The following is a 22,240-nucleotide window of genomic DNA, read 5'->3' on the forward strand; positions in this document are numbered from 1 at the left end:
ACTCCTCTTTCATCTTTATCTGTGCTTTCCATGTTCATAGCATTATTTGAATTGACGCAATCGAATAACAACGCTGTTGCCCCAGAAGAACAATCGCGTGAGCGGGCTCTTCTTCATGAGCCGCTTCGAAACGAGCTGCACATCCTTCTGACCCCGAACTTTGGGATCGGACAGGTATAAGGCGAGCAAGCCTTCGATTACCATGCGGTGAAACTTCGGAGCAGGCAGCCCGCTCACATCTCGGCGCGCACCTTCAACGATGTCTCCGATTCGCGTCACTAGTTCGCTTTGATTGGAATAGTAATTGCAGAAATTCAAGTCTCCGCCTATCCGATCCTCTTCTTGGTCGATCAAATAATCTAGCATAATATGAAGACCGCAAACATGGGGGAAATAGCCGTTACGAACTTGCAGCGCTTCTTCACTGCCGCAGCCTTCATCAGAAGCGGCAAGAAACAGCATAAACATGCCCAGTGTTGAGCCTGTCGCCGCACCAAACTCGTTCCACTTAAAATTCGGCGCAAGGTGACGATGCTGCTCCCACCATGCAAGCAAAGCCGGCTCGCGTCTCTCTTTGACGATATGTTTGTGAACTTGCAGGTCACCATATAGTCGGACAAGTTCTGTTACATAAGACTGCACAGCCGAATAGGAAGGCAGTTTCCTTATACAGGCTTGACATGTACGAACCAGCTCATGCAAATAACCCCCGTCGTCACGCTCTGTCCGCAGTGCATAATAATCACGCAGCGGCGCGTTCGGGTCTACGGCATCCAGCATCGATTGATGGAGCAGTCGAAAATCATCCGCATCCAGCGATGTGCTTCGGTCACACAGGTTGTCCAAATAATCACTTATCGTCTGCAAAGCAACGATGAGCGGTACTAGTATATCCCTGCGCTGCAGGTTGGCGGCGGCGTAAATGCCTCCTCCTTCGCAATGAAACTGCTTGCTCGTCATACTGGCGATCGCTTGTGTTCTCAGTTCGTCGTCGGGAATTTGCTCGGCAATAACACGCAATCTTGCGAGTTCGGCTCTAACTTCCGGCAATACATATTTGTAAACCCGGTACATTAATCGAATTGGCGTTTGCGGCATTTGGCGGGCCAAAGTTGATAGTTGCATCGATATGCGCCCTCCTTCTTCCACTCCGCTTGTTAGGAATGGCGCTTATTTTCAATTTCTTGATTCATGCGGTACCAGATATGTAAATCATTAATCCGGCTTGCCAGCTCGGCAATATCGGAGTTAATGGTACATGAACGCTCAAAGTTCTCTTCCTCAAACAGTTGAATTTGCTTTACGTTAATTACCGCTTCAAATGCGATAACGCGCTCAGGTATCGTCCCGCGAATGATCTCCCATTCTGTCACAATGAACGTACGATCCTTTTCACTGTACTTGTCCCACTCCTGATGGAGGGCCGGAAGCGGGATTCCAAGCCGGTCATTCCAACTAAAAAATTGGTTCACGTCTCAAAACCTCCATCAAATAATGTACCATTTCATAGAGTACAAATCCAGCGCGAAAACTTGTTCGCCATATGCTATACTGAGGTACATATCGCTTGCAAGGAGAACGAACTATGGGGAAACAGCCAGGCTCTGTGTCGATGAGACAGCTATGGCGTTTTTTTTTGCCGCTCGGACTTTCAGCTTCTCTCGTAACTATTTCACACGTCATTATCAATAGTACACTGGCACATGCTGCCAATCAGAAAGTCGTCATCGCAAGTTATGCCATCGCGATGAGTCTGCTTATCATTACGGAACGGCCGGCCGTCTTGCTGCGCCAGACATGCTCGGCACTGGTACGCGACAAGCAATCCTTCCGCGCGATGCTGCGGGTTGGCCAGCTCGTGTTTGCTGCTATACTGATTCTCGGCATGATCATCTGCTATTCGCCGCTCGGCACTTGGATATTCGGAGGATTATTCGGAGCAGATGATGAGCTCGTACCGCATATCCTGGATGTCTATCAAATTCTCATGTTCGTCAGTATTTTCTCAGGCATCCGCTGTTTATATCACGGCGTCATCATTTATAATTTACGCACCAAATGGTTGACGATCGGCATGGCGCTGCGTCTTGTCGGGATGTACGGCATTTCCCTCTATTATATGAATAAAGGGGTCACAAGCGGTACGGTTGGCGCTGTCATTTTCCTAGCCGGCATGATGATTGAAGCATTGGTTAGTTATTTGGAAGGTTCTTCGCTGGTGAAGCAAATGCCCGAGAAAGTAGAACAGCATGCCGTACAGAACTTCAGGCAAGTATTCTCCTTCTATCGTCCACTGCTGCTATCCACATTAATTGCGGTATGGATCGGGCCATCCATCAATATAATGCTCGGCAAAACGAGCGACGCTGCGCTGTCCATTGCATCCTTTGCGCTTGCAGCAAGTCTGGTACAGCTCACCTTAAGCTTCTTTACTTATTTCCATCAAATTGTACTTAATTTCTATAAAATCGATCCTAAAGCCGTCCGAAAATTCACATTGCTGCTTGGCTTCATTCCAACGCTGCTTGTCGCTCTTCTCGCATTCACACCGGCAGGCGACTTCATAGTCGGCCATATCATGGGCATAGAAGGAAAGCTGAAATCGGAAACGCTTCGTGCCATGCAGCCTTTCGTCCTGCTCGCTCTGGCATTGCCGTGGCTGGATGTCGGCAACGGACTCATCATGGTGCGCGGACAGACACGCATCATATTAGGCTCGCAATCCGTGAATCTATTGTTCACGGTGTTAACCTCTATTCTATGTATTATGCTCACGCCGGGCTGGAATGGTGCAATCGGTGCATGGGCACAATCGATTGGAGTAGCAGCAGAATGTCTGTTCATCGCTGTTGCGATCAGGCGAGTCGGACAAGCGGACAAAACGATGTCCAGGAAAGCAACAGATATGGAGTGAAATCATCTTGGGTTCCAGAGAAGTGTTCATGCTTCGATTCTTTATGTACGTTATCTATACCACACAAGCACTTGTCGTTTCTTATTTTCCGTTGTACTTCATGGACCGTGGCTATACAGCCGGTCAAATTGGCATTATCTATTCAACCGGGCCGATCATATCGATATTCGCGAACATCATCTTCGGAACTGCAAGTGATCGCTATCGTACGATCAAGAAAATAATGACCCTTCTCATGTTCGGACAGCTGGTCATGGTTTCACTGCTCTTCACGACAGATGCGTTCGTTATGGTCTGCTTCATTATGCTGGCTTTCTATTTCTTTCAGACGCCCGTCAATCCGCTGAGCGACAGCCTGATTCTGTTATCCAGTCAATTTACATCGAAGCCTTATGCGCTCATTCGAGTGTTCGGTTCGCTTGGCTTTGCATTGTCGGCTTTTCTGGTCGGTCAGCTGCTTAAGGTGACTGGCACGCAGATTACGATTCCGCTTGCTGTGGGCTCAATCAGTCTCGCCCTGCTGCTTTCCTTTGCTCTTAAGGATTATCAGGGAACGAAGCGAAAAATCGAATTTGGCGGGTTCCTGAAGCTCATTCGTAAGCCAAGCATCCTAAGCTACTTCGCCATCGTGCTGGTCGTTTCCGTAGCGCACCGAATGTATGAAGGCTTCCTGGCTGTGACATTGAGGGAAATGGGAGCAGACAATTCGCTCGTCGGCATTGCTTGGATGGTGTCCGCCATAAGCGAAATTCCTGTCCTCTTCCTGCTCGGCAAGTACGGGCATAAATTCAAAGAGCTTCCTCTACTGGCCATCGCCAGCCTGATGTATGCGCTGCGCTTCTGGCTCATCAGCGAAATTACAGATCCGCTCTGGATCATCCCGATTCAGGCGATGCACAGCATCACATTCGGGATCTACATGGTTACGGCGCTGCGGTACCTATCTTCCATCATTCCCGATGAGTTCCGCTCCTCCGGACAAGCCGTTTATGCGATTGTCTGGAGTGGTTTTGCCGGTGCAATCAGCGGAACTGCCGGCGGCGCGATCTTCGAGCAGTTCGGCAGAACAGCCTTCTTCCAACTGGCGATGACGCTGGCACTGGTCGCATCCATCGCTTTCCTTGCGAAACATTTCATCAATCGCGATGCTTAACCGACACAACAAACAAGCCCCATCGCAGTTTCATCTGCGATGGGGCTTTGCTTCATATCTATTCTTCGTCCGACAGCTCGAAGTTGACGTAAACGTCTTGAACATCCTCGTTATCCTCGAAGGCATCCATCATCTTCTGCAGCTTCTCTGCATTCTCGCCTTCTGCTGCGACCGTGTTTTGCGGCAGCCACTGAACACTTGCCGATTCAAACTTATGTCCAAGCTTCTCAAGTTCCGTCTTTACGGCCTCGAACTCGTGCGGATGCGTAATCACTTCAAAGCTTTCCTCATTGACGATAACATCCTCTGCTCCGCCTTCCAGCGCCTGCATCATCATCGTATCCTCATCGGTGTCCAGCTCTTCGCGGTCAATGACGAGCAGTCCCTTCTGATCGAACATATAGGCAACACAGCCGCTCTCGCCCATATTACCTCCGCGTTTATTGAAGATCGAACGAACATCGGCAGCCGTACGGTTCCGGTTGTCCGTCAAACAGCGGACCATGATTGCCGTGCCGCCTGGGCCGTATCCTTCGTACATGATTTCTTCATATTCCACACTATCGTTGGCGCCTGCAGCCTTCTTGATGGCACGTTCAATGCTGTCCGTCGGCATTTGCTCGGCGCGAGCTGCCGCAATCGTATTCTTGAGCGCAAAGTTCGACTCCGGGTTCGGTCCGCCTTTGCGCGCATGAACGTATAGCTCTCTTGCCAGCTTAACGAATTTATTATTTTTAGCCTGATCGGCCTTCCCTTTACGGTCTTTAAACAATTTGAATTTCATAAGCTCTAATTCGCTCCTTAGCAGAGGTAAAATAATTTCCATTCATCAGTTTATCATCTTGTCCATGTTGAGGTCAAAGGCCGCAAACAAATAAAAAAAACCCGACATCATCATGTCGGGTTCATCTATAGCGTTTACGTATGAGAAGCTTCCCGGCGGAAGCTGCATAGCTTACAGTTTGGTAACGTTTGCCGCCTGCGGCCCGCGATTGCCTTGTGTAATATCGAACTCTACGGACTGACCCTCATCCAGGGACTTGAAGCCTTCACCTTGAATTGCGGAATAATGAACGAACACGTCCTCGCCATTCTCAACTTGAATGAAGCCATAGCCTTTTTCTGCGTTAAACCATTTAACTGTTCCTTTCAAATGAACAACCTCCTAAAAATGAGCGCGACCGTGAAACCGGGCGACTTGCTTTATTATACACTCGATGCCCAATATTGTGCAATTAAATATTGACAAAAAGGACGAGTTGTGGTAATGGAATCTTGGGCTACTTGACCAGTTTCTTCGCAATGGTCGCTCTGATTTCATTCAGAAGGGCTACTGAAGCATCAATTTCAACTTTTCTTGTCGATACGCTCTCTACGCTGCACCCGAGCGGAATCCCCTTCTCCAATCCGAAATCGAAAATCTCTTCAAACATGCGATGAGACAGCATGACGGATTTATCCAGAATGTCTTTGGAATGCTTCAAATCATTTTCCAGCCATTTCGGGATGCTAATGCCAAGCCATTTCATAAATTCCAGCGTCTTCGGCGAACCGCAAGGCGCAAGATTGATCAAGATCGGGACCATGTCGATTTCCTGATCTCTGCAGTAATAATAATAATCCGACAGGAAATTCTTCGTCGCTTCAATATTGTAGGTTGCCTGAGAGATAAAGAATTGGCAGCCGCTGTTCATTTTCTGGACCACACGAAGATGCTCATCGTTCTTCATCGTATGTCTTTCGGGTATCACGACACCACCGAAGCTCAGGTTCGGGTCCATGCGTTTACTCAAATCATAAGCCTCCGGAAGACGCATGCTCGTTGCCTGCTTGCTTGAAGAGGCTCCCACATATACGGAGAATCGGTCTTGATCCGTCTCAGCCTGCAGCCATTCCGAGAACTGATTCGAGGAATAGTTGCCTACGCAGCGATAAATGATTTTGGGAACCGATAACTCATTCAGGTACTCATTGCTGTATCTCGTGGGATCGACTGTCCGCAGAAAAGGAAACGGCCGATCTTGATCGATGCGATCGCTCTCCTCCTGTACGTCGTACAAGATTAAGCCATCTATTTGTAAACCATCCAGGCGCTCAACTTGCTTCTGAGCGATTTCAGCGATTTTATCCGGCGTATGCGACTCCTTAGGCGGTGTCATGCCATATGTAATGATGCCCGGTTCTTTTCTGACAATTCTCTCTCTGAGCAAGCTATCCACTTCTCCACTTCCTTCGACTATAATTCGCAAGCTGTTCTATCGACCTCATAGTAATTCGCGAACCAAATCCATTTATCCTTTTCTCCCCTTAAAGCCGCTTCAGCTGACAGCATGAGACCATGAAATATTTGATTTCTACCCTATTTTATGGCTATCATTGTATGAAGCATCAAGCTATTTACAGAGAGGGATGGTCCTTATGTTTAAGAAGGTTCAAATTTATAAAACAGATAAATACAATATGCTGAACGTTGAAGTACAAGGCAAGACACTCATTGTGCGCGAAATCAACGATCAATGGGGCGAAGAATGCCATACGTTCGTGAGCCGCCCGGAAATGCTGCACTGGGCAGAGAACCGCTTCCGTCCATCCGATTTCTCCGGCCGCGAAGAAGAGCTGAGCGCCATTATGGAAGCCTTCAGATCGGTCTAAATTCGAAGCTTACATGCAGGAGGAAAATTCATCCTGTGTATCGAACATAACCATGTATCAACCTGCATAGGTTGTGCGGAGGGGAGCTACATTTAGGTGGATAAGACATCTACGATTATATTCATCATTGCCGCTTTTTCACTCGGAATCGTCATCATCATGCAGCGGAATAATATTCCGCCCAGCTTGCGCAGAGGGCTTGCCATTGCAGCGATCGTATTTATTGCTTTTGCCTTTTTCCTGATCGTGTACAGTTTGACAACGATGGGGACATAAGGAACCGCCTGCCGGGTCAAACTAGAGTCACAACCTTTCAGGGAGCGTGACTTCTAGCGTGAAATGGCTGCCGATTCTATTATCGCTCTCACTGCTGCACTCCAGTCAAGCTAACGTCCTGCAGCGTGAAGCACCCCATTCTGCTGATTCCGCCACATCTACCAACCATCATGCGAGGAGGGTTCCCATGAACCAAGTACCAAAACGCTCCGAAACCGCAGCTGAGCACCGCTGGCAGCTGGAGGACATTTTCGCGGATCAATCCGCATGGGACAAGGAATATGCACAAGCGAAAGAGCAGATGAAGAAAGTAGAAGCTTATCAAGGTAAATTAGCGGACCCGGCGCAGCTCAAAGCTTGCTTCGAGCTTGAGGACGAGCTATCGCTCAAAGTAGAACGACTCTACGTGTACGCGAACATGAAGCATCACGAGGATACGGCAGAGCCGGGCTTCCAAGCTCTCTCCGACAAGTCGAAGAAGCTGAGTGTCGAAACCGGCGAAGCGCTCTCTTTTATTACGCCTGAAGTGCTTAGTCTCTCGGATGAAGCGCTCCAAAGCATGATCAATAACCCAGATCTCGCGAAGTACCGCCACACGTTAGAAGAGATGAGCCGTCAGAAGGCGCATGTGCTCTCCAAATCCGAAGAAGCGCTGCTCGCGCAGGTCGGTAACATCAGCCAAGCTCCGGGCACGATCTTCAGCATGCTGAACAACGCCGACTTGAAATTCCCGAAAGTGAAGGACGAGAACGGCGAAGAAGTTGAATTGTCCCATGGCCGTTACATACAGTTTCTTGAGAGCAAGAACCGTGAAGTGCGCGAAGGTGCTTTTAAGGCGATGTACGATACGTACGGCAAGCTGAAGAACACACTCGCTTCCACGCTTAGCGCCAATGTAACGAAGAACCTGTTCTATTCACGCGCTCGCAAGTATCCTTCTACGCTCGAAATGTCGCTCTACGGAGACAACATTCCGAAGGAAGTGTATACGAATCTCATCGGCACCATTCACAAGTATCTTCCGCTCATGCATCGCTACATGGAGCTGCGCAAGAAGCTGCTAAAGGTTGATGAGCTCCATATGTATGACCTGTTCGCTCCTCTGGTAGATGAGTTCAAAATGGACATCACCTTCGAGGATGCGAAGAAAACCGTCAGCGAAAGCTTGAAGCCACTCGGCAGCGATTATTTGGCGGTGCTGCAGGATGGTTTCGATAAAGGCTGGATCGATGTCTACGAGAATGAAGGCAAACGCAGCGGCGCATATAGCTGGGGCGCTTTCGGCACCCATCCTTACGTGCTGCTCAACCACAAGGATAACCTAAACAGCATGTTCACGTTGACGCACGAGATGGGCCACGCGCTTCATTCCTACTATTCCGACAACAATCAGGATTACCGTGACGCGCAATATACGATCTTCTTGGCCGAAGTGGCCTCGACGCTCAATGAGGCGCTGCTCATGGATTACATGCTGAAGAAGTCGACCGATCCGAAAGAAAAAATGTACCTGCTGACCTACTATGCTGACCAGTTCCGCACAACGGTCTTCCGCCAAACGATGTTCGCTGAATTCGAGAAAATCATTCACGAACGCGCTGAGGAAGGCGATTCCTTGACGCCGCAGGAGTTCAGTAAAATCTATTACGACCTGAACAAGCTGTACTATGGCGACGGTATGGTCATCGATAAAGACATTGAGATGGAATGGGGACGTATCCCGCATTTCTACACCAGCTTCTACGTGTACAAATACGCGACGGGCTTCTCCGCAGCTACCAGCTTCTCCAAGCAGATTCTGGAGGAAGGCGCCCCTGCAGTTGAGCGTTACCTTGGCTTCTTGAAGAGCGGCGGCAGCGACTACTCCATCAATATCTTGAAGAAAGCCGGCGTCGATATGTCGACCCCGGAACCGATCGAGCAAGCGATGAGCGTGTTCGAACAATTGATCGAGCAAATGGAGCAGCTGACTTCTTAAGCTGCCTGAGCCGAGAACGAGAAAGAGCAGCCGAGCCGGCTGCTCTTTCTCGTTGCGCGGTTATTACGGCTGGGACGGCGTCCGCAGCGAAGCAAACAATTCGGTCGCTTCGGCGAACGAAGCCACAGCGCCATCCAAGCGCTGAATGAGCTCTTCATCCAGCTGCAGTCCGCCGGCTTCCGTTTTCTTAATTTGTGAATCTACGGCATAAACGCCTGCAGAGACATGTCGCGCATATAACGCCGAAAGCACCGGTTTAAGCGCATAATCAATCGTCAGCAAATGTGCAATCGTTCCGCCAATGAACAGCGGCAGCACAACCTTCCCTTCCAGGCCGGTCTGCGGCAGCAAATCCAGATAGGTCTTAAGCACGCCGGTAAAGGAAGCTTTGTACACCGGACTTGCTACAATGACAGCATCTGCATCCGTGATCTGCTTATTGGCATCTTTAATCGCTTGGCTGTCCCAGCGAGCTAATATGAGATCTTCTGCCGGGAGCGAGGCTACATGAAGTGAGCTCACTTCCCAGCCGAGCCCTTGAAGCTTGGCTTCCGCGTAATCGGTCAACCCGTTCAAACGAGAAATCGGATTCGGACTTCCTGAAATAATGACTACTTTCGGCATTGCTCTTCACACTCCCGATTTATATGCTAAATTAATTAAGCTTGCACTGGCAATCCATCTTATGGGATTAGTATACTAACACAATTCCGATATGTAAACTATGAATAGTATAAAAATAATCCGGGAGACTTGCCCTTGATGTTACAGGCCCGTCTTCCCGGATCTCAACTCTTTATTTCGCTTCAGGCGGATACAGAATGATGCGGCCTTCTTCCATCTCTACCCGCACTTTATTCTTCTCTTTGAATTCATCCGCTTGCAGATACGAAGCCGGGATTTGCAGCCGCCCAGCTTTGTCGATAACGGCATACTCCACATGGCTTTCTTCAGCTTCGAAAATGCTGCCGTTCGCAAGCGCCGCAAGTTCCTCCGCATACGATTGTCGTCTGATGATCTCAGAAGATGTTTTACCGTCGCGGATCGCTACAACCCGGTCAACTTTACGGGCGAGCATGGGGTCATGCGTAACGATAACAATCGTTATGCCCATTCTGCTGTTCAGTTCCCGGAACAGGTCCAGAATTTGATTGGACATGCGTGTGTCGAGCGAGCCAGTCGGTTCATCGGCAAGCAGCAGCTTCGGTTCGTTCGCAAGCGCAATGGCAATGGCAACCCGCTGTTGCTCTCCACCGGAGAGCTCGCTCAGCCGGTTCTTTATGCGGTGGCTTAGACCAACCGCCTCCAGCAATTCCAGCGCGCGCAGCCGTTTACCTCGGCCTTTCAGCAGAATCGGCAGCTCCACGTTCTCCAGCGCAGTCAAATACGGAATCAGGTTGCGCGCGTTGCTCTGCCATACGAACCCTACCGTCTCCCGTTTGTATTTGACCAGATCGCGTTCCGTAAATTTAAGCAAATCCTTACCGTCAACTAGCAGTTTACCGGCGGAAGGGCGATCAAGCCCTCCCAGCATGTTCAGCAGCGTAGATTTGCCGCTGCCGCTGTTGCCGATAATCGCCATCAGCTCACCGGCTTCAACATGAAGGTCAAGCCCTTGCAGAGCAACGACCTCCAAGTCATCCGTCTTATAAATTTTGACAAGCCCGTCGCAATGAATCATGTTTTATTCCTCCCCAAGCTTCAGCGCTTGCGTAATTTTCATACGCGAAACCCGAATGCCGAGCACGGCTAGTCCAATTGTCAGCATAATGCCTACGACGCTGTATAACTGAACATAATCGCTTAGCTGACGGACAATTTCGAATGGCGGCACTTGATCCGAAGCGTTGAAGGACAGCTGGAACAGCGGAACGAACTGACTGCTCACCGCATTTCCGATCAGTACTCCAAACAGGATTGCGGCTGCTGAAGTTAACAGCTGTTCACTTAGCAGCATGCCGATAATCTGCATAAACGAAATCCCCATCGCTCGTAAAATACCGAATTGCAGCGTCCTGCCCGATAACGTAAGCACCCAGAACAATAGAAAACCGAAGAAGCTGATCATCATCGAAATGACGAAGCCAAGCGTCATCACGCCGTTTATCGCCAGTCGGAACGGATCGTTCTTCGAGCGGATCAGCAGTTGATTAGCATCCACCAGCTTCTCAACCGGTATTTCTTTCTTCTCTAAGTCTGCGTAAATAATCGAGCTCGTAGCGCCTTCCTTCAGCTTAATCCATACCTCATAGGGTTCAAGTGCGAGATGATTCTGAATATACGATAGATGACCGACAATTAAATTCGGCAGTCGCACATTCGGATCGTCCTGATTACCTGACTGGGGCAGCGGATTCCATCCCGGCCAATAATCGATAATCCCGTACACGATGAAATTCGCACTGTCGAGCCCTGCCCACTTAGCCGAGACCGGGTCGCCCGGCTTCACCTTGAATTTGTCGGCGATGGATCTGGAGATGAGCACCGCCTTTGGGTTACTGGCAATCAGGTTCAAGTAGCTGTTGATCGGATACTCCAGCAGTCCCCCGCGCATCCATGCTACTTTACCGAATTCATACGTATCGATTCCGTAAAGGGATGTCCCGCCATTCTGCCCATTAGCTGAGAAATTGGCATCGTCCTTCCGGAACACGCGCGCTGCTGTATCCACGCCGGCAAGCTCTGTCATCGTAATGAACGAAGGCTCTGTATACGTGACAACCTTCGGAGCTTGAACCGCTGATGCATCATCCGCATTAACCATAGCGGGCATACCTGCCGGCGCCGGAGGCGGCTTGTCGTTATCCCAGTGAACGGACAATTGAATATCCGAGCCTGTCGTGTATTGAATTTTATCTTCCATATTCCCATTGATCGTACGTGCCGCATTGGCGCTGAAGAGCCCCATTGCCACGGTCATGATTAGGAACACTTTGATCGTTAAATACTGCGATGATGATCGGCTGATCTGCAGCAGGGTGGAATATAGTGCAGGTGTCCACCATCTTCGACCGATCCAGAAAACCAACTTAATCAGCCACGGATAGATCCGAAGAATGAATAGACCTGTTCCCAAGCTGAAGATTGCAGGCATAAAGAACAGCAACGGCTCGACTTGGATCGCGTTCGGGTCCAGTGCGAGTGCCTTCAAATCGGCCATCCGTTTGTTAAAGCCGTACAGCATGTAGATCGCAATCCCCAGCAAAACAATGTCTATGCCTGTTTTGTGCCAGAAAGACATTTTGTTGGAGCGAGCCATCTGCTGTTTGTGTCCGACAATTGAAATGCGCGTTGCCAAGAATGCCGGAACCAGAATGAGAAGAATGGAGCCTATAACGGCAGCACCGGCAATTTTATAAGAGGTGCTGTTCAGTACAACATCCAGCGAGGAGCGCTGCACGAACTCCAAGAATCCGCTTGAAGCCCCTAAAATTTTGGTGAAATAGACGCCTATGAATGGGCCAACCGCAAGCGCCAGTATACCAAGCAAGAGGCTTTCGACCAGAAAGACGAGCATAATTTGCAGACGGCTTGCACCGCGGCTGCGCAATACGGATATCTCCGTCTTCTGTCTATCAATGATCAGATTAGCTGCCATGTACAAGTAGAACGCAAGCATGAACATGACCGGTGAATATAAGGACCAGAGCATGATGTCGAGCTTGTCTTTCTTTACCGTATAGGTAGCAATCGAATTCTTAGCCGGCATGTCCACTGACGAAATGCCAAGGCGCATGTTGAAATAATTGTTCATGGCTGTATATTGACCCAGATACGTATCGATACGGTCGATATTCATCTGTTCATAATTAAGCGAATACTGCCAGGAAAGCACAGAAATTTTCAACAATCCTTGGTTCTCAATGAAATCACGGTTGAACTGCTTGAACGGAATATAGAAGGACGTATTATACGATTCCACATTGAACTGATCATACGCATTGTCCTGTTTCGACTCCACGATTCCTACCGGAATAATGTGCAGCTGCTGACCTGTATCCTTATTCGTATAAACGAACTCATGATCAAGATCACGCTTAAGATCAATGATGAACTTCTGCGTAACCAGCGCTTCGTAAACACCGTCGCTGCGATTCGCATCAGGCATCCGTCCGTCAATGAGATGCACCCGCTTCTCAATATCCGAGACGGTACGAAGGCTTCCCGTCACGCTCATTTCTTTCTTCTCACGTTCGGAGGCATCGACAGGCAGTATTTTGAAAGACTGTGTTGCCCTCGACATGATATACGATTGCGACTCCAAGCCAAGGCGCTGCGGCGCATTGTACATATACCGATCCGCTTTGCCGATCAAACTTCTGATTTCGTCAAAATTTCTCGTTCCGGAAACCGAAGTAGAGGCTCTTAAGGAGCCCGGGTAGACGTTCTGATCCTTCTGAAGCTGTTGAAGCTCTTTAAATAACGTGCGCTGCAAAATCGCATGCGAGTATAGCGGCATGGAGCTGAACAGTGCTACGCAGATCGTAAGCCCAAACCATAAATTAAGCTGCAGCCAACGATTCTTCGCCATTTTACGAAAAATCATCGTCCAGATTGCCATCGGTTCACCTCTTCTCTTCTCATGAGCTGAAATTAGTTATTCAGGATCACTTTCATGCCCGGATCTAATCCCTTGACGATTTCGACTTCAGTTGATGTCATAATCCCCGGCTGAACGTCGATTTCTTTGCGGCGATCGCCATCCAGCGCTTGTACGTAGGTGCGTCCCAAATAAGTGCGCAGGCCGCTCCGCGGTATGACTACGACATCATCACGCTTCTCAAGCACGATATGAATGTCGACTGTTTTGCCGAGCTCGAATGTCTTGTCCGGTTTGTTGATGGCAATATAGAGCAGCCTCGTATTGCGATCGTCGATTTCCTTGTTTAACGTAATCGGCGCATCCGAAGGGGATTGCAGCACTTTACCTTCTAATATCTTATCGCCCGCTTTAATCTGGACGGCCATGTCGCGTTGCACGCCGGCAATTTGCTTCGGATCCTCAGCCGTGTAAATCAAGTAAAGCTGCGTCGGGTCTGCAACAGACACAAGCGGCGTATATCCGTTCAATCCATCACCAGGCGACTTCGTATCCAAATAAGCGACGATCCCGCTGATTGGTGTCGTTAATTTCGCGGACTCAAACTGATCATTCATCGAATCAAGCATCAGCTGTTCCCGCTCCAAATCGATCTCCTTCATGCGCAGATCATTACCGGTAACACCGCTCTGCTTCACACGGAAATACTCGATCTGAGCACGTTCCAAACTTAGCTTCTGCAGCTTCACGCGAAGGTCCAAATCCCCCATATCCAGCTCGGCCACCAGTTGTCCGGCCTTCACTTCATCGCCAAGCTTCACGTGAAGCTCCTTCAATCTTCCGCTTTCCTTATAGAAGAGGGGCACATTCTTGCTCGATGCGACTACAGCCGCACCGGAGAAGCTCCGCTCAATTGTCGCCTTCTTCACTTCGATGGCATCTACCTTCTCCGCAGCTGGCTGCACAAGCGGCGGCTGCAGGACAACTTGCTTCTGCGGCAGAAGCGAGCAGCCGGATAGCAGCGAAGCCACGACCATTACGGCGGCGGCCTCCTTGACGAACAATCTGCGGCGATGTTTACGCGTTAGGTTCTGAGACAATCTCTCCATCCTCCAATGCAATAACATGATCGACGATTTCCATAATCCCGGGATCGTGTGTCGTCATGACAACGGTCATTCCCAGGTTCTCCACAAGGTCACGGAATACTTTAATGACCTGCAGCCCCATCCGGCTGTCCAGCTCGGCTGTAGGCTCATCCGCCAGCAGCAGGACCGGTCTATGCGCAATTGCTCTGGCAATCGCTACACGCTGCTGTTCTCCCCCCGAGAGCTCGGGCGGGCGATGCTTCATGCGGGATTTCATGCCAACCCACTCCAGCGCTTGTTCGGCGCGTTCCTTATGCAGCTTCGAATCGCTGCCTGCGATGCGCAGCCCAAACTCCACATTCTCGTACGCGGACATTAGAGGAATAAGGCCGAAGGCTTGGAAAACAAGGCCAAGGTTCGTTCTGCGCCATGTGCTGCGCTGCTTCTCGGGCAATCTGGAAATAATTTGGCCGTTAAAATAAACGTCGCCTTCCGTCGGCTGATCCAGCGCTGCCAGTAAATTCAGCAGCGTCGTCTTGCCGGAGCCGGAACGACCTTTAAGCGCGATCATCGAGCCTTTCTTAATCCTCAGGTTAATATTCTTGACAGCGGTTACAGAATTGTCACCGCGGCCGAATACGCGTTTCACATTATCCGCTTGGAGCAGCGGAAGATTGCTGGCAATCGGCGATTCCGCCGTATGAATCTTCACGTGCGGCCATTCTCCTTCCCGAATCTATGAATTCGTTTACATTTCAATCTGTAAAAATTTTCTATTAGAGTTAGGATACTAGGCGATACCTAGGCTGTCAACCCGAGAAACCACTCGAATTATACACAATTGCATCCAAAAACGTGAACATTAGGTTGATTATAACTCGTTGGACATCCATTGGGATAGTCTTAATTCAGTGAGCGCGCAGCAGTGAGTTTCTAGAAAAAGGCGCAGCCTATGGTTAGCGCCAGCAAGCCGGCCAGCGCCGAGGACGCGAAATTCACCGCGTCGTTGGTCATCCGGGCGAAGCCGCGGATCCGCTGCACGGCGTCGCTGCTGCCGCAGTGCTCGGCGCGCTCTGTTTCGCTGCCGCATATCCGGCAGCGGTACATCACTTGCACGGTCGCGCCGAGCAGCGAATCGGCGAAAGCGCCGGCCGTGCCGGCGCAAGCCGCGGCTGCGAGCAGCGCGCCCGGCGTGACGCCCGCGGGCGCCGGCGGCGCGGCGTGCAGCAGCGCCGCGGCTGCGCCGATGAAAGCGGCGCCGGCCAGCGCGGCGAAGCTGCCAAGCGGCGTGACCCCGCCGCTCGTGCCGGGCGCAACGCGCCGCCCGCTAAGCAGGGCACGCGGAGCGCGGCGGCTGAGCGCGCCGATCTCCGTGGCCCACGTATCCGCGTTCACGGCGGCCATGACGCCGACGAATGCGTACACCCATGCTGCCGCAGGCCAGATGGCATGCCCCGCGCACAGCAGCAGCCCCAGACCGCCATTGGCCCACACCTGAGCGGCATCACGGCGGCCGCTCTTGGCATATTTCGCCTCGGCGGCCTGCTTAGCGGAATGTCTTCGCTTCCATTTGGACCACAGCGAAGAGGATAAGAAGAACGCCAACAGCGCACCGAACCACAGCGGTCCGCCTAATGCCACATAGCCCGTCCCCATAACGGCAGCCGAAACAGCCCCGCTCCCCGATAAGGAGCGGAGCCGATAGGCTGCCAGCGCGATAACGGTGCTTCCTACTATCCCCGCTGCCAGCCGCGCTATATCGGAACTCCAAATATCGGTCATCGTTTCTTTCACGCTCCATACTCCCATTTTTTACATAAGCTTAAGCAGGATTCAATAAAGTTTTGTTGAATTGATACTGTCGAAGAATATACTTTTTTGTCATTTAAGGAGCGTTCGATTGCATATGTATGATCGTCATCAACGTCATGATGAAATTCCCCCACTGTCTGACGCCGCAAATGAACGGACGCCGGAAGAGCTGCTTCGTATTATATTTGATTATACCGCCAAAATCGGTGGAGAGCGAAACTTAAAGAGCGTACTCCTGCTTATGGCCAATATGGGCCGCGAGATGATTATGGCAGATCGATGTACCGTGTGGCTCATCGACCATGCCCGTAAAGAACTGTTTACAACCATTGCCCATGGCGTTAATGAAATCCGAATTCCGCTCGGTACCGGCTTTGTCGGCCATTCGATCGAGACCGGCAATTATTTATTAATCGACGACGCTTACAGCGATCATCGTCATAATGACGAGAATGATCGCCGTACCGGCTATCGAACGAAATCGGTTATCACCGTGCCATTCGTCGGTAATGACGGAACCATAATCGGTGCATATCAAGCCATTAACAAGCTGACGCCGCAAGCTGCCTTTACGCAGCGCGACCTCGAGCATTTGAAGCTGGCAGCCTCCTATGCCGGCAAATCGCTTGAATCAGTTATTCTCCATGAGGAAATCGTCGCTACGCAGCGCGAAATCATTACCGTAATGGGGGAGATCGGCGAAAGCCGCTCCAAAGAAACCGGCAACCACGTCAAACGGGTAGCGGAATATTCCTACTTACTCGCAATCGGGTACGGACTATCTGTAGAAGAAGCTGAATTGCTCAAGATGGTTTCGCCCATGCATGATATCGGCAAGGTGGCCATTCCCGACTCGGTCCTGCTCAAGCCAGGTAAGCTAACCGAGGAAGAGTTCGACCAGATGAAGCTGCATACAGATATCGGCTATAACTTGCTCAAATCCTCCAACCGCGAGCTGCTCAAAACCGCAGCAATCGTCGCCTATCAGCATCACGAGAAGTGGAACGGCAAAGGATACCCGCGAGGTATAAGCGGAGAGGACATCCATCTCTACGGTCGGATTACAGCCATTGCGGACGTATTCGACGCGCTCGGCAGCGAACGCGTGTACAAGAAGGCTTGGGAGCTTGAACGAATTCTGCAATTATTCCAAGAGGAGCGCGGCCATCATTTCGACCCGAAACTGGTTGATGTCTTGATGGAGCAGCTCCCTGCGATTCTGGATATTCGAGATCGATTCCGTGATGTATAGGCATATTGGTATAAATTAAACGGCGGTGCAGAGACATAGCTCTGCACCACCGCAAGGCTGCCCGAGAAAGTCGCGGCAGCTTTTTTTTGCCCCTTGGAGATAATCCGGAAAGAATAAATTTCTAACGGTTGCCAGCGTGTCTATTTCATGAAAATTAGTCTTTTTGAAACGCTAACGGTTATGACAGACGTTATTTGCAGCAAATGGGGCGATTCATAGAGGAAAACGTTCAAATAGGCTCGCTGGCAACCGTTAGCAAATAAAAAGGGTAAATTTAAGCTAAATAGCCACTGTCACAACCGTTAGCGTTGGAAGCGACATAGCACATAGCTCTACAAGCAAGCGGTGGTGCAGAGACATAGCTCTGCACCACCGCTTTGAAATTAGCTCTATAAACGCTCATTCTTCGCCTGTGCGAAGCGATCCGGATAATTCGTACAAATCATAAGCGCGCTGTCAAGCGCGGCGAGCCGCTTCATCATAGGCGCGTCATTCACGGTCCATGCCATTACGTCCACTCGTGCAGCGCGCATAGAAGCAAGCAGCTGATCCGTTACACGCGTATAGCCGACAGATAAGAAATTAGCGCCTAAGCGCTCCAAATCCGTTGTCAGCGTCCAAGGTGACGCATCCAGGATAAGTCCGGTCCGGACCTCCTTGGTCAGCTCACGCACGGTCCGCAGCGCCTCACGGTCAAAGGAGGTGATGACGGCATCATGCTGCAGACCGTTCTTGTACAGCAGCTCGACGACTTTCTTCTCCATGCCGGGGTAGCGGTTGCCGTAGGTTTTGAGCTCCACATTAAGCCGGCAGCGGCCGATTGTTGCGTCAACCACTTGCTGAAGCGACGGAATGCCTTCGCCTGCGAAAGACTTATCGAACCAGCTGCCTGCGTCCATCCTGCCAAGCTGCTCCGCCGTGAATTCATGTACGCGACCTGCTACTCTTGCCGTTCGCCGAAGCGAGTCATCGTGGATGACAACGGGTATGCCGTCCTTCGACAGCTGTACATCAAGCTCGATCCACTGCACGAACGGAAAACTAAGCGCCTCCCGAAAAGCGGCCATCGTATTCTCCGGCGCAAGTCCTGAAGCTCCGCGGTGGGCAACACACGGATTCAACATCAGCTTCACTCCTTAGGTTGAATGTTCCCTGCTTCATCCACGGTTGCATGGAAGGAAATACTCGACATGCGCTTCAATAGCGCGACTCCCTCTTCACCTGCCAGAGGGGCCGGCTGCGACTGCACCGCACGCATCGGTTTAAATTTCAGCGAGCAATCGCCTTTCACATTACAAGCTGCATCAAGGACGCCGGTGTCCTTCGTTTTGTCCGGCGTCATGCCGCTGAATATGAAATTCCCTAGACTGTAGGCAATCCACTTTCCTTTATACGACTCAAATCCTTGAAGAACATGAGGATGACTGCCGATTACCAAATCTGCCCCTGCATCAATATATTCATGAGCTAACCGTTTCTGATCGTTATTCGGTAAATCCTCGCGTTCAATTCCCCAGTGCACCATGACTACGACAATATCGGCTTGCTTCTTCGCCTGCTTGATCGCGGCAACCGCACGAGTAGAATCATAGGTTTCCGCTAAGCCTGCATGATCCTTCGTAGCCTTCCAGGAACCGACAGGGATAACTCTTGTCAATCCGAGGTACGCAACGCTGATCCCTTTAGCCTCCAGCAGAACGGGCTTGAACGCTTCCAGCTCATCGCGTCCGGCACCCATATTGGGAATGCCCGCTTCATCGAGATGGCCGATCGTATCCAGCAGCCCCTCTTCGCCTTGGTCCAGCGTATGATTATTGGCTAAATTGACAACATCGATGCCGGCTGCCTTCAAGGCAGGTAGTGCATCCGGCGATGATTTATAGACATATTGTTTATTCTCTGCCGGCGTACCGCGCAGGGTAACAGGCGTCTCCAAATTGACTGCCATCAGGTCCGGCGTCTTCAGCTCATTCAATACTTTCGCGTACGGGTACTCATAACCGTTCTTAAGCATCAGCTTCTCTACGGAAGCCGCCAGCAAAACATCACCTGTAAAAGATAAATTCACTTGCTCTCCGGCATCCGGCGTAATTGTGCCGCCAGCCGCAGCATCATTATCGGATGCAGATGCAGGATCATCTGCGATTGGCTCAAAGATTGTATGACCTGATTCCGATGATGGATCATCTGTCTCAGGCGTATCTGAAGATGTATTGGAGCTGGCAGCATTATCGTTCCCGGCATCCGCGGCATCCGCGGCTTGCCCGGCATTATCGCTTCCGGCAGGTGCATTATGTTCATTAGCCGCTGTATTCAGCTTCTCGTTGCCATCCTGTCGCTGCACGACATAAACGACCGCAAGTGCACCGATGATTAACAGCAGGACTAGGTTGATCGCAAACAAACGTTTCATTCTGCGTGCACGTTGTTGTTTCTGATGTTGACGAGATTCAGAGCGGGAAACAGGCATAGTAGGTGAGCTCCTTTTCTTCAAACGATGACCCATTCATTATACACCATATTCCGGGCGCTTTTGGAAGCTTTTTCATCAAGGTGATACGGCCGTCGCCGTCCTATCGGCGGAGAAGCGCGTTTCAACTCCGGTTAAATATAAGCATGGTATCAGGTGAAACTTATACCTTCTTATATTTTTAAGAATCCGAGTTCACCGAATAAACCATGTAGTCATTTTGCCTTGCTCCGGCAACAAGTCCTTGGCGCTCCAGATGGAATAAATGGGCAAGCGTCTCTGACATCGCAAACCTCAAATTATGCGTATTGCCGGCAATCCGTTCGCCGAAGAGCCGCATGCATAACGTATAACCCGTCATCGGTTCCGCTTGAATCAGCTCGCGTATTTGAAGCAATCTCCGTTCATGGTGAGCCGCAAGCTGAACAATCCGTTCGTTGAAATTCGCGAAGGGATCCCGATGCCCCGGAAAAGCAAGCTCAACCTCGTAGCCCTTCAGCTCCTCCAAGCTATCCAGAAACTGCCGGAGCTGATCATGGTTTTCACCCGGCACTACGCTGATGTTCGGCGTAATATCCGGCAGCACTTGATCGCCGCATAACATCCATTTCTTAAGCGGCTCGTAGAAACATAACTGCCCCTTTGCATGCCCCGGGCTGTCGATCATATGCCACTTGGAATCGCCAATCGCCATCGTCTCGCCTGCTACCAGAAACGTGACGGTCGGCTGCGGCGATACTTTCTCCACGAAGCTAACCAGATGTGGGGCGATTTCCTCGACGACCGACTGCGGCATTCCTTGCTCGGCATACAGCTCCGTCAGCGAAGCAGCAAATTCCGCCCCAAGGTCAGCTCCCCACAAGCGCTGTGTATAGGCATAAGATTGCTCGGAAATATAGACGGGAGCTCCGGACCTCTCTTGAAACCATCCCGCCATTCCGTAGTGGTCAGGATGCTGATGCGTCAGAATAATGGTGTGAATCGAAGCGATTGCGATCGATTGCTCAAGCAGCGCCGCGGACCAAGCCTGCACAGCCTCATCCGTATGTAGTCCCGGATCGATCAGCGTGTATCCAGCGGAGTCTGGGATCAAATAACTGTTCACCCATCTCAGCGAGAACGGCAGCGGGACTTTCACCTGCAGGATTCCGCCATGCCACTGTGTCACCATCGATTTTGCCCCCTCACTCACGATAAAGCCCTGCCTTTCAGAATCATCCGCGGCGAATGTTTCTCCTCATAGGGTCGCCCTTCATAGTCACCAAAGCGGTGCTCCAGCTCAAGCCCCGCTTCCCGGAGTGCTTGTTCAAACCAAGACAATGGAAACAACCGAACCCGCTCCTCGTAACAGCGATATGCCTCATGTCCCTCTTGAGCAGTAATATGGATTTGCTTCACCACCCAGCCTTCTTCGGTGCCTCTTTGCTCTCTAATATGCAGCCCTGTCTCTGAATCCGTACGCTCCGAATGCGGCACCAGATTAGCAGCTACGTAAGACGGGTTCATGAAATCAATTAGGAATGCCCCCTGCGGCTTGAGCACTCTGCGAATCTCTCGGATGACGCGGTGATTGTCTGATTCAAGCTCGAAATAGCCGAAGGAAGTGAACAAATTGACGGTCGCATCGAAGCTGCCGTCGGCGAAAGGAAGCTCTCTCATATCCCCTTGAATGAGTGCATGAATATGTCCTTCCTGATTATGCTCGCGCGCTTTCTGCAGCAATGATTCCGACAAGTCGATGCCGGTAACGTTGTAGCCGAGCTGAGCCAAGGCTAGCGCGTGCCGGCCCATTCCGCATCCGATATCGAGTACAGAGGCTCCGGGCGCAAGCTCCAGCCATCCCGCCATGGTTTCAACCTCACGCGCCGCCTGCTCCCAATTGCGGTGCCGATACACAATCATATAATCGGAGCCGAAACTGCGCTCATACCATTTCGTCATACCCGCTTCCCCTCTCAGTGCCATCTCTATTTTATTGACTCTTATTGTACTTCACCCTTCGCTATTCTGGCAAAACACACATGCAGCGGCATAATTTTCATCATAAACATCCATACTATGCCAAAGTTATTGAAAATCTGGCGATAACGCCATTCGTTCCGGAA

Annotated in this window: 21 protein-coding genes; 6 read left to right on the forward strand and 15 right to left on the reverse strand. The window is 50.7% G+C overall.

All coding sequences use genetic code 11. The features are described from left to right. Window positions 1–42 precede the first annotated feature (42 nt). Both AC0YNS_RS15565 and AC0YNS_RS15570 read right to left on the reverse strand, forming a co-directional pair. Window positions 43–1,125, reverse strand: coding sequence for a tetraprenyl-beta-curcumene synthase family protein (locus tag AC0YNS_RS15565; RefSeq protein WP_475781917.1), 1,083 nt, complete (start codon window positions 1,123–1,125; stop codon window positions 43–45). Window positions 1,126–1,157: 32 nt separating this feature from the next. Further along, window positions 1,158–1,472, reverse strand: a complete 315-nt coding sequence (locus AC0YNS_RS15570) for a hypothetical protein (protein WP_475781918.1) — start codon at window positions 1,470–1,472, stop codon at window positions 1,158–1,160. Window positions 1,473–1,585: 113 nt separating this feature from the next. Here AC0YNS_RS15570 and AC0YNS_RS15575 point away from each other — a divergent pair, with 113 nt between their 5' ends. After that, window positions 1,586–2,914: a multi antimicrobial extrusion protein MatE gene (locus AC0YNS_RS15575; protein WP_475781919.1), complete on the forward strand. Its 1,329-nt coding sequence runs from the start codon at window positions 1,586–1,588 to the stop codon at window positions 2,912–2,914. Window positions 2,915–2,921: 7 nt separating this feature from the next. Next, window positions 2,922–4,067, forward strand: a complete 1,146-nt coding sequence (locus AC0YNS_RS15580; protein WP_475781920.1) for an MFS transporter — start codon at window positions 2,922–2,924, stop codon at window positions 4,065–4,067. A 58-nt stretch (window positions 4,068–4,125) separates the two neighbouring features. On the opposite strand, the gene AC0YNS_RS15585 is transcribed toward AC0YNS_RS15580, so the two are convergent. The 3 genes from AC0YNS_RS15585 to AC0YNS_RS15595 form a co-directional block, all read right to left on the reverse strand. After that, window positions 4,126–4,851, reverse strand: a complete 726-nt coding sequence (locus tag AC0YNS_RS15585; RefSeq protein WP_090981716.1) for a YebC/PmpR family DNA-binding transcriptional regulator — start codon at window positions 4,849–4,851, stop codon at window positions 4,126–4,128. Window positions 4,852–5,022: 171 nt separating this feature from the next. After that, window positions 5,023–5,220 carry a cold shock domain-containing protein gene (locus AC0YNS_RS15590; protein ID WP_090981718.1) on the reverse strand — a complete coding sequence of 66 codons (198 nt, stop codon included), beginning with the start codon at window positions 5,218–5,220 and terminating at the stop codon, window positions 5,023–5,025. Between the two features lie 127 nt (window positions 5,221–5,347). After that, window positions 5,348–6,286, reverse strand: a complete 939-nt coding sequence (locus AC0YNS_RS15595) for a methylenetetrahydrofolate reductase (protein ID WP_475781921.1) — start codon at window positions 6,284–6,286, stop codon at window positions 5,348–5,350. Between the two features lie 199 nt (window positions 6,287–6,485). On the opposite strand from AC0YNS_RS15595, the gene AC0YNS_RS15600 reads away from it, so the two are divergent. The 3 genes from AC0YNS_RS15600 to pepF all read left to right on the forward strand — a co-directional run bounded on the left by AC0YNS_RS15600 (window position 6,486) and on the right by pepF (window position 8,973). Next, window positions 6,486–6,719, forward strand: coding sequence for a hypothetical protein (locus tag AC0YNS_RS15600; RefSeq protein WP_475781922.1), 234 nt, complete (start codon window positions 6,486–6,488; stop codon window positions 6,717–6,719). Window positions 6,720–6,815: 96 nt separating this feature from the next. Then, window positions 6,816–6,995, forward strand: coding sequence for a hypothetical protein (locus AC0YNS_RS15605; protein ID WP_090981722.1), 180 nt, complete (start codon window positions 6,816–6,818; stop codon window positions 6,993–6,995). Between the two features lie 187 nt (window positions 6,996–7,182). Beyond that, on the forward strand, window positions 7,183–8,973 hold the full coding sequence (gene pepF, locus AC0YNS_RS15610) for an oligoendopeptidase F (protein WP_475781923.1): 1,791 nt from the start codon (window positions 7,183–7,185) through the stop codon (window positions 8,971–8,973). 63 nt (window positions 8,974–9,036) lie between these two features. On the opposite strand, the gene ssuE is transcribed toward pepF, so the two are convergent. From ssuE to AC0YNS_RS15640, 6 genes are all read right to left on the reverse strand, one after another. Further along, window positions 9,037–9,597, reverse strand: a complete 561-nt coding sequence (ssuE, locus tag AC0YNS_RS15615) for an NADPH-dependent FMN reductase (protein WP_475781924.1) — start codon at window positions 9,595–9,597, stop codon at window positions 9,037–9,039. Window positions 9,598–9,769: 172 nt separating this feature from the next. Beyond that, window positions 9,770–10,654: an ABC transporter ATP-binding protein gene (locus AC0YNS_RS15620; protein ID WP_475781925.1), complete on the reverse strand. Its 885-nt coding sequence runs from the start codon at window positions 10,652–10,654 to the stop codon at window positions 9,770–9,772. Between the two features lie 3 nt (window positions 10,655–10,657). Beyond that, window positions 10,658–13,534, reverse strand: a complete 2,877-nt coding sequence (locus AC0YNS_RS15625) for an ABC transporter permease (RefSeq protein WP_475781926.1) — start codon at window positions 13,532–13,534, stop codon at window positions 10,658–10,660. 32 nt (window positions 13,535–13,566) lie between these two features. Continuing rightward, a complete protein-coding gene (locus AC0YNS_RS15630) occupies window positions 13,567–14,613 on the reverse strand; it encodes an efflux RND transporter periplasmic adaptor subunit (protein WP_475781927.1) in 1,047 nt (348 codons plus the stop codon). After that, the gene (locus AC0YNS_RS15635; RefSeq protein ID WP_475781928.1) at window positions 14,591–15,313 is read right to left on the reverse strand and encodes an ABC transporter ATP-binding protein; all 723 of its coding nucleotides are present in this window, start codon (window positions 15,311–15,313) and stop codon (window positions 14,591–14,593) included. The genes AC0YNS_RS15630 and AC0YNS_RS15635 overlap by 23 nt, the downstream gene beginning before the upstream one ends. 221 nt (window positions 15,314–15,534) lie before the next feature. Continuing rightward, window positions 15,535–16,383, reverse strand: coding sequence for a DUF92 domain-containing protein (locus tag AC0YNS_RS15640; RefSeq protein ID WP_475782452.1), 849 nt, complete (start codon window positions 16,381–16,383; stop codon window positions 15,535–15,537). 124 nt (window positions 16,384–16,507) lie between these two features. Between AC0YNS_RS15640 and AC0YNS_RS15645 the strand changes: the two genes are divergently transcribed. Further along, window positions 16,508–17,665 carry an HD domain-containing phosphohydrolase gene (locus AC0YNS_RS15645; RefSeq protein WP_475781929.1) on the forward strand — a complete coding sequence of 386 codons (1,158 nt, stop codon included), beginning with the start codon at window positions 16,508–16,510 and terminating at the stop codon, window positions 17,663–17,665. A gap of 389 nt (window positions 17,666–18,054) precedes the next feature. Here the strand turns inward: AC0YNS_RS15645 and AC0YNS_RS15650 are convergent, their stop codons facing one another. The 4 genes from AC0YNS_RS15650 to AC0YNS_RS15665 all read right to left on the reverse strand — a co-directional run bounded on the left by AC0YNS_RS15650 (window position 18,055) and on the right by AC0YNS_RS15665 (window position 22,076). After that, complete coding sequence (locus AC0YNS_RS15650) at window positions 18,055–18,789, reverse strand: glycerophosphodiester phosphodiesterase (protein ID WP_475781930.1); 735 nt, start codon at window positions 18,787–18,789, stop codon at window positions 18,055–18,057. 5 nt (window positions 18,790–18,794) lie between these two features. Further along, complete coding sequence (locus AC0YNS_RS15655) at window positions 18,795–20,135, reverse strand: CapA family protein (protein WP_475781931.1); 1,341 nt, start codon at window positions 20,133–20,135, stop codon at window positions 18,795–18,797. Between the two features lie 181 nt (window positions 20,136–20,316). Next, the gene (locus AC0YNS_RS15660; RefSeq protein ID WP_475781932.1) at window positions 20,317–21,306 is read right to left on the reverse strand and encodes an MBL fold metallo-hydrolase; all 990 of its coding nucleotides are present in this window, start codon (window positions 21,304–21,306) and stop codon (window positions 20,317–20,319) included. A 17-nt stretch (window positions 21,307–21,323) separates the two neighbouring features. Then, the gene (locus AC0YNS_RS15665; RefSeq protein ID WP_475781933.1) at window positions 21,324–22,076 is read right to left on the reverse strand and encodes a class I SAM-dependent methyltransferase; all 753 of its coding nucleotides are present in this window, start codon (window positions 22,074–22,076) and stop codon (window positions 21,324–21,326) included. Between the last annotated feature and the right edge of the window lie 164 nt (window positions 22,077–22,240).

Source organism: Paenibacillus sp. J22FR21 (genome assembly GCF_056269135.1).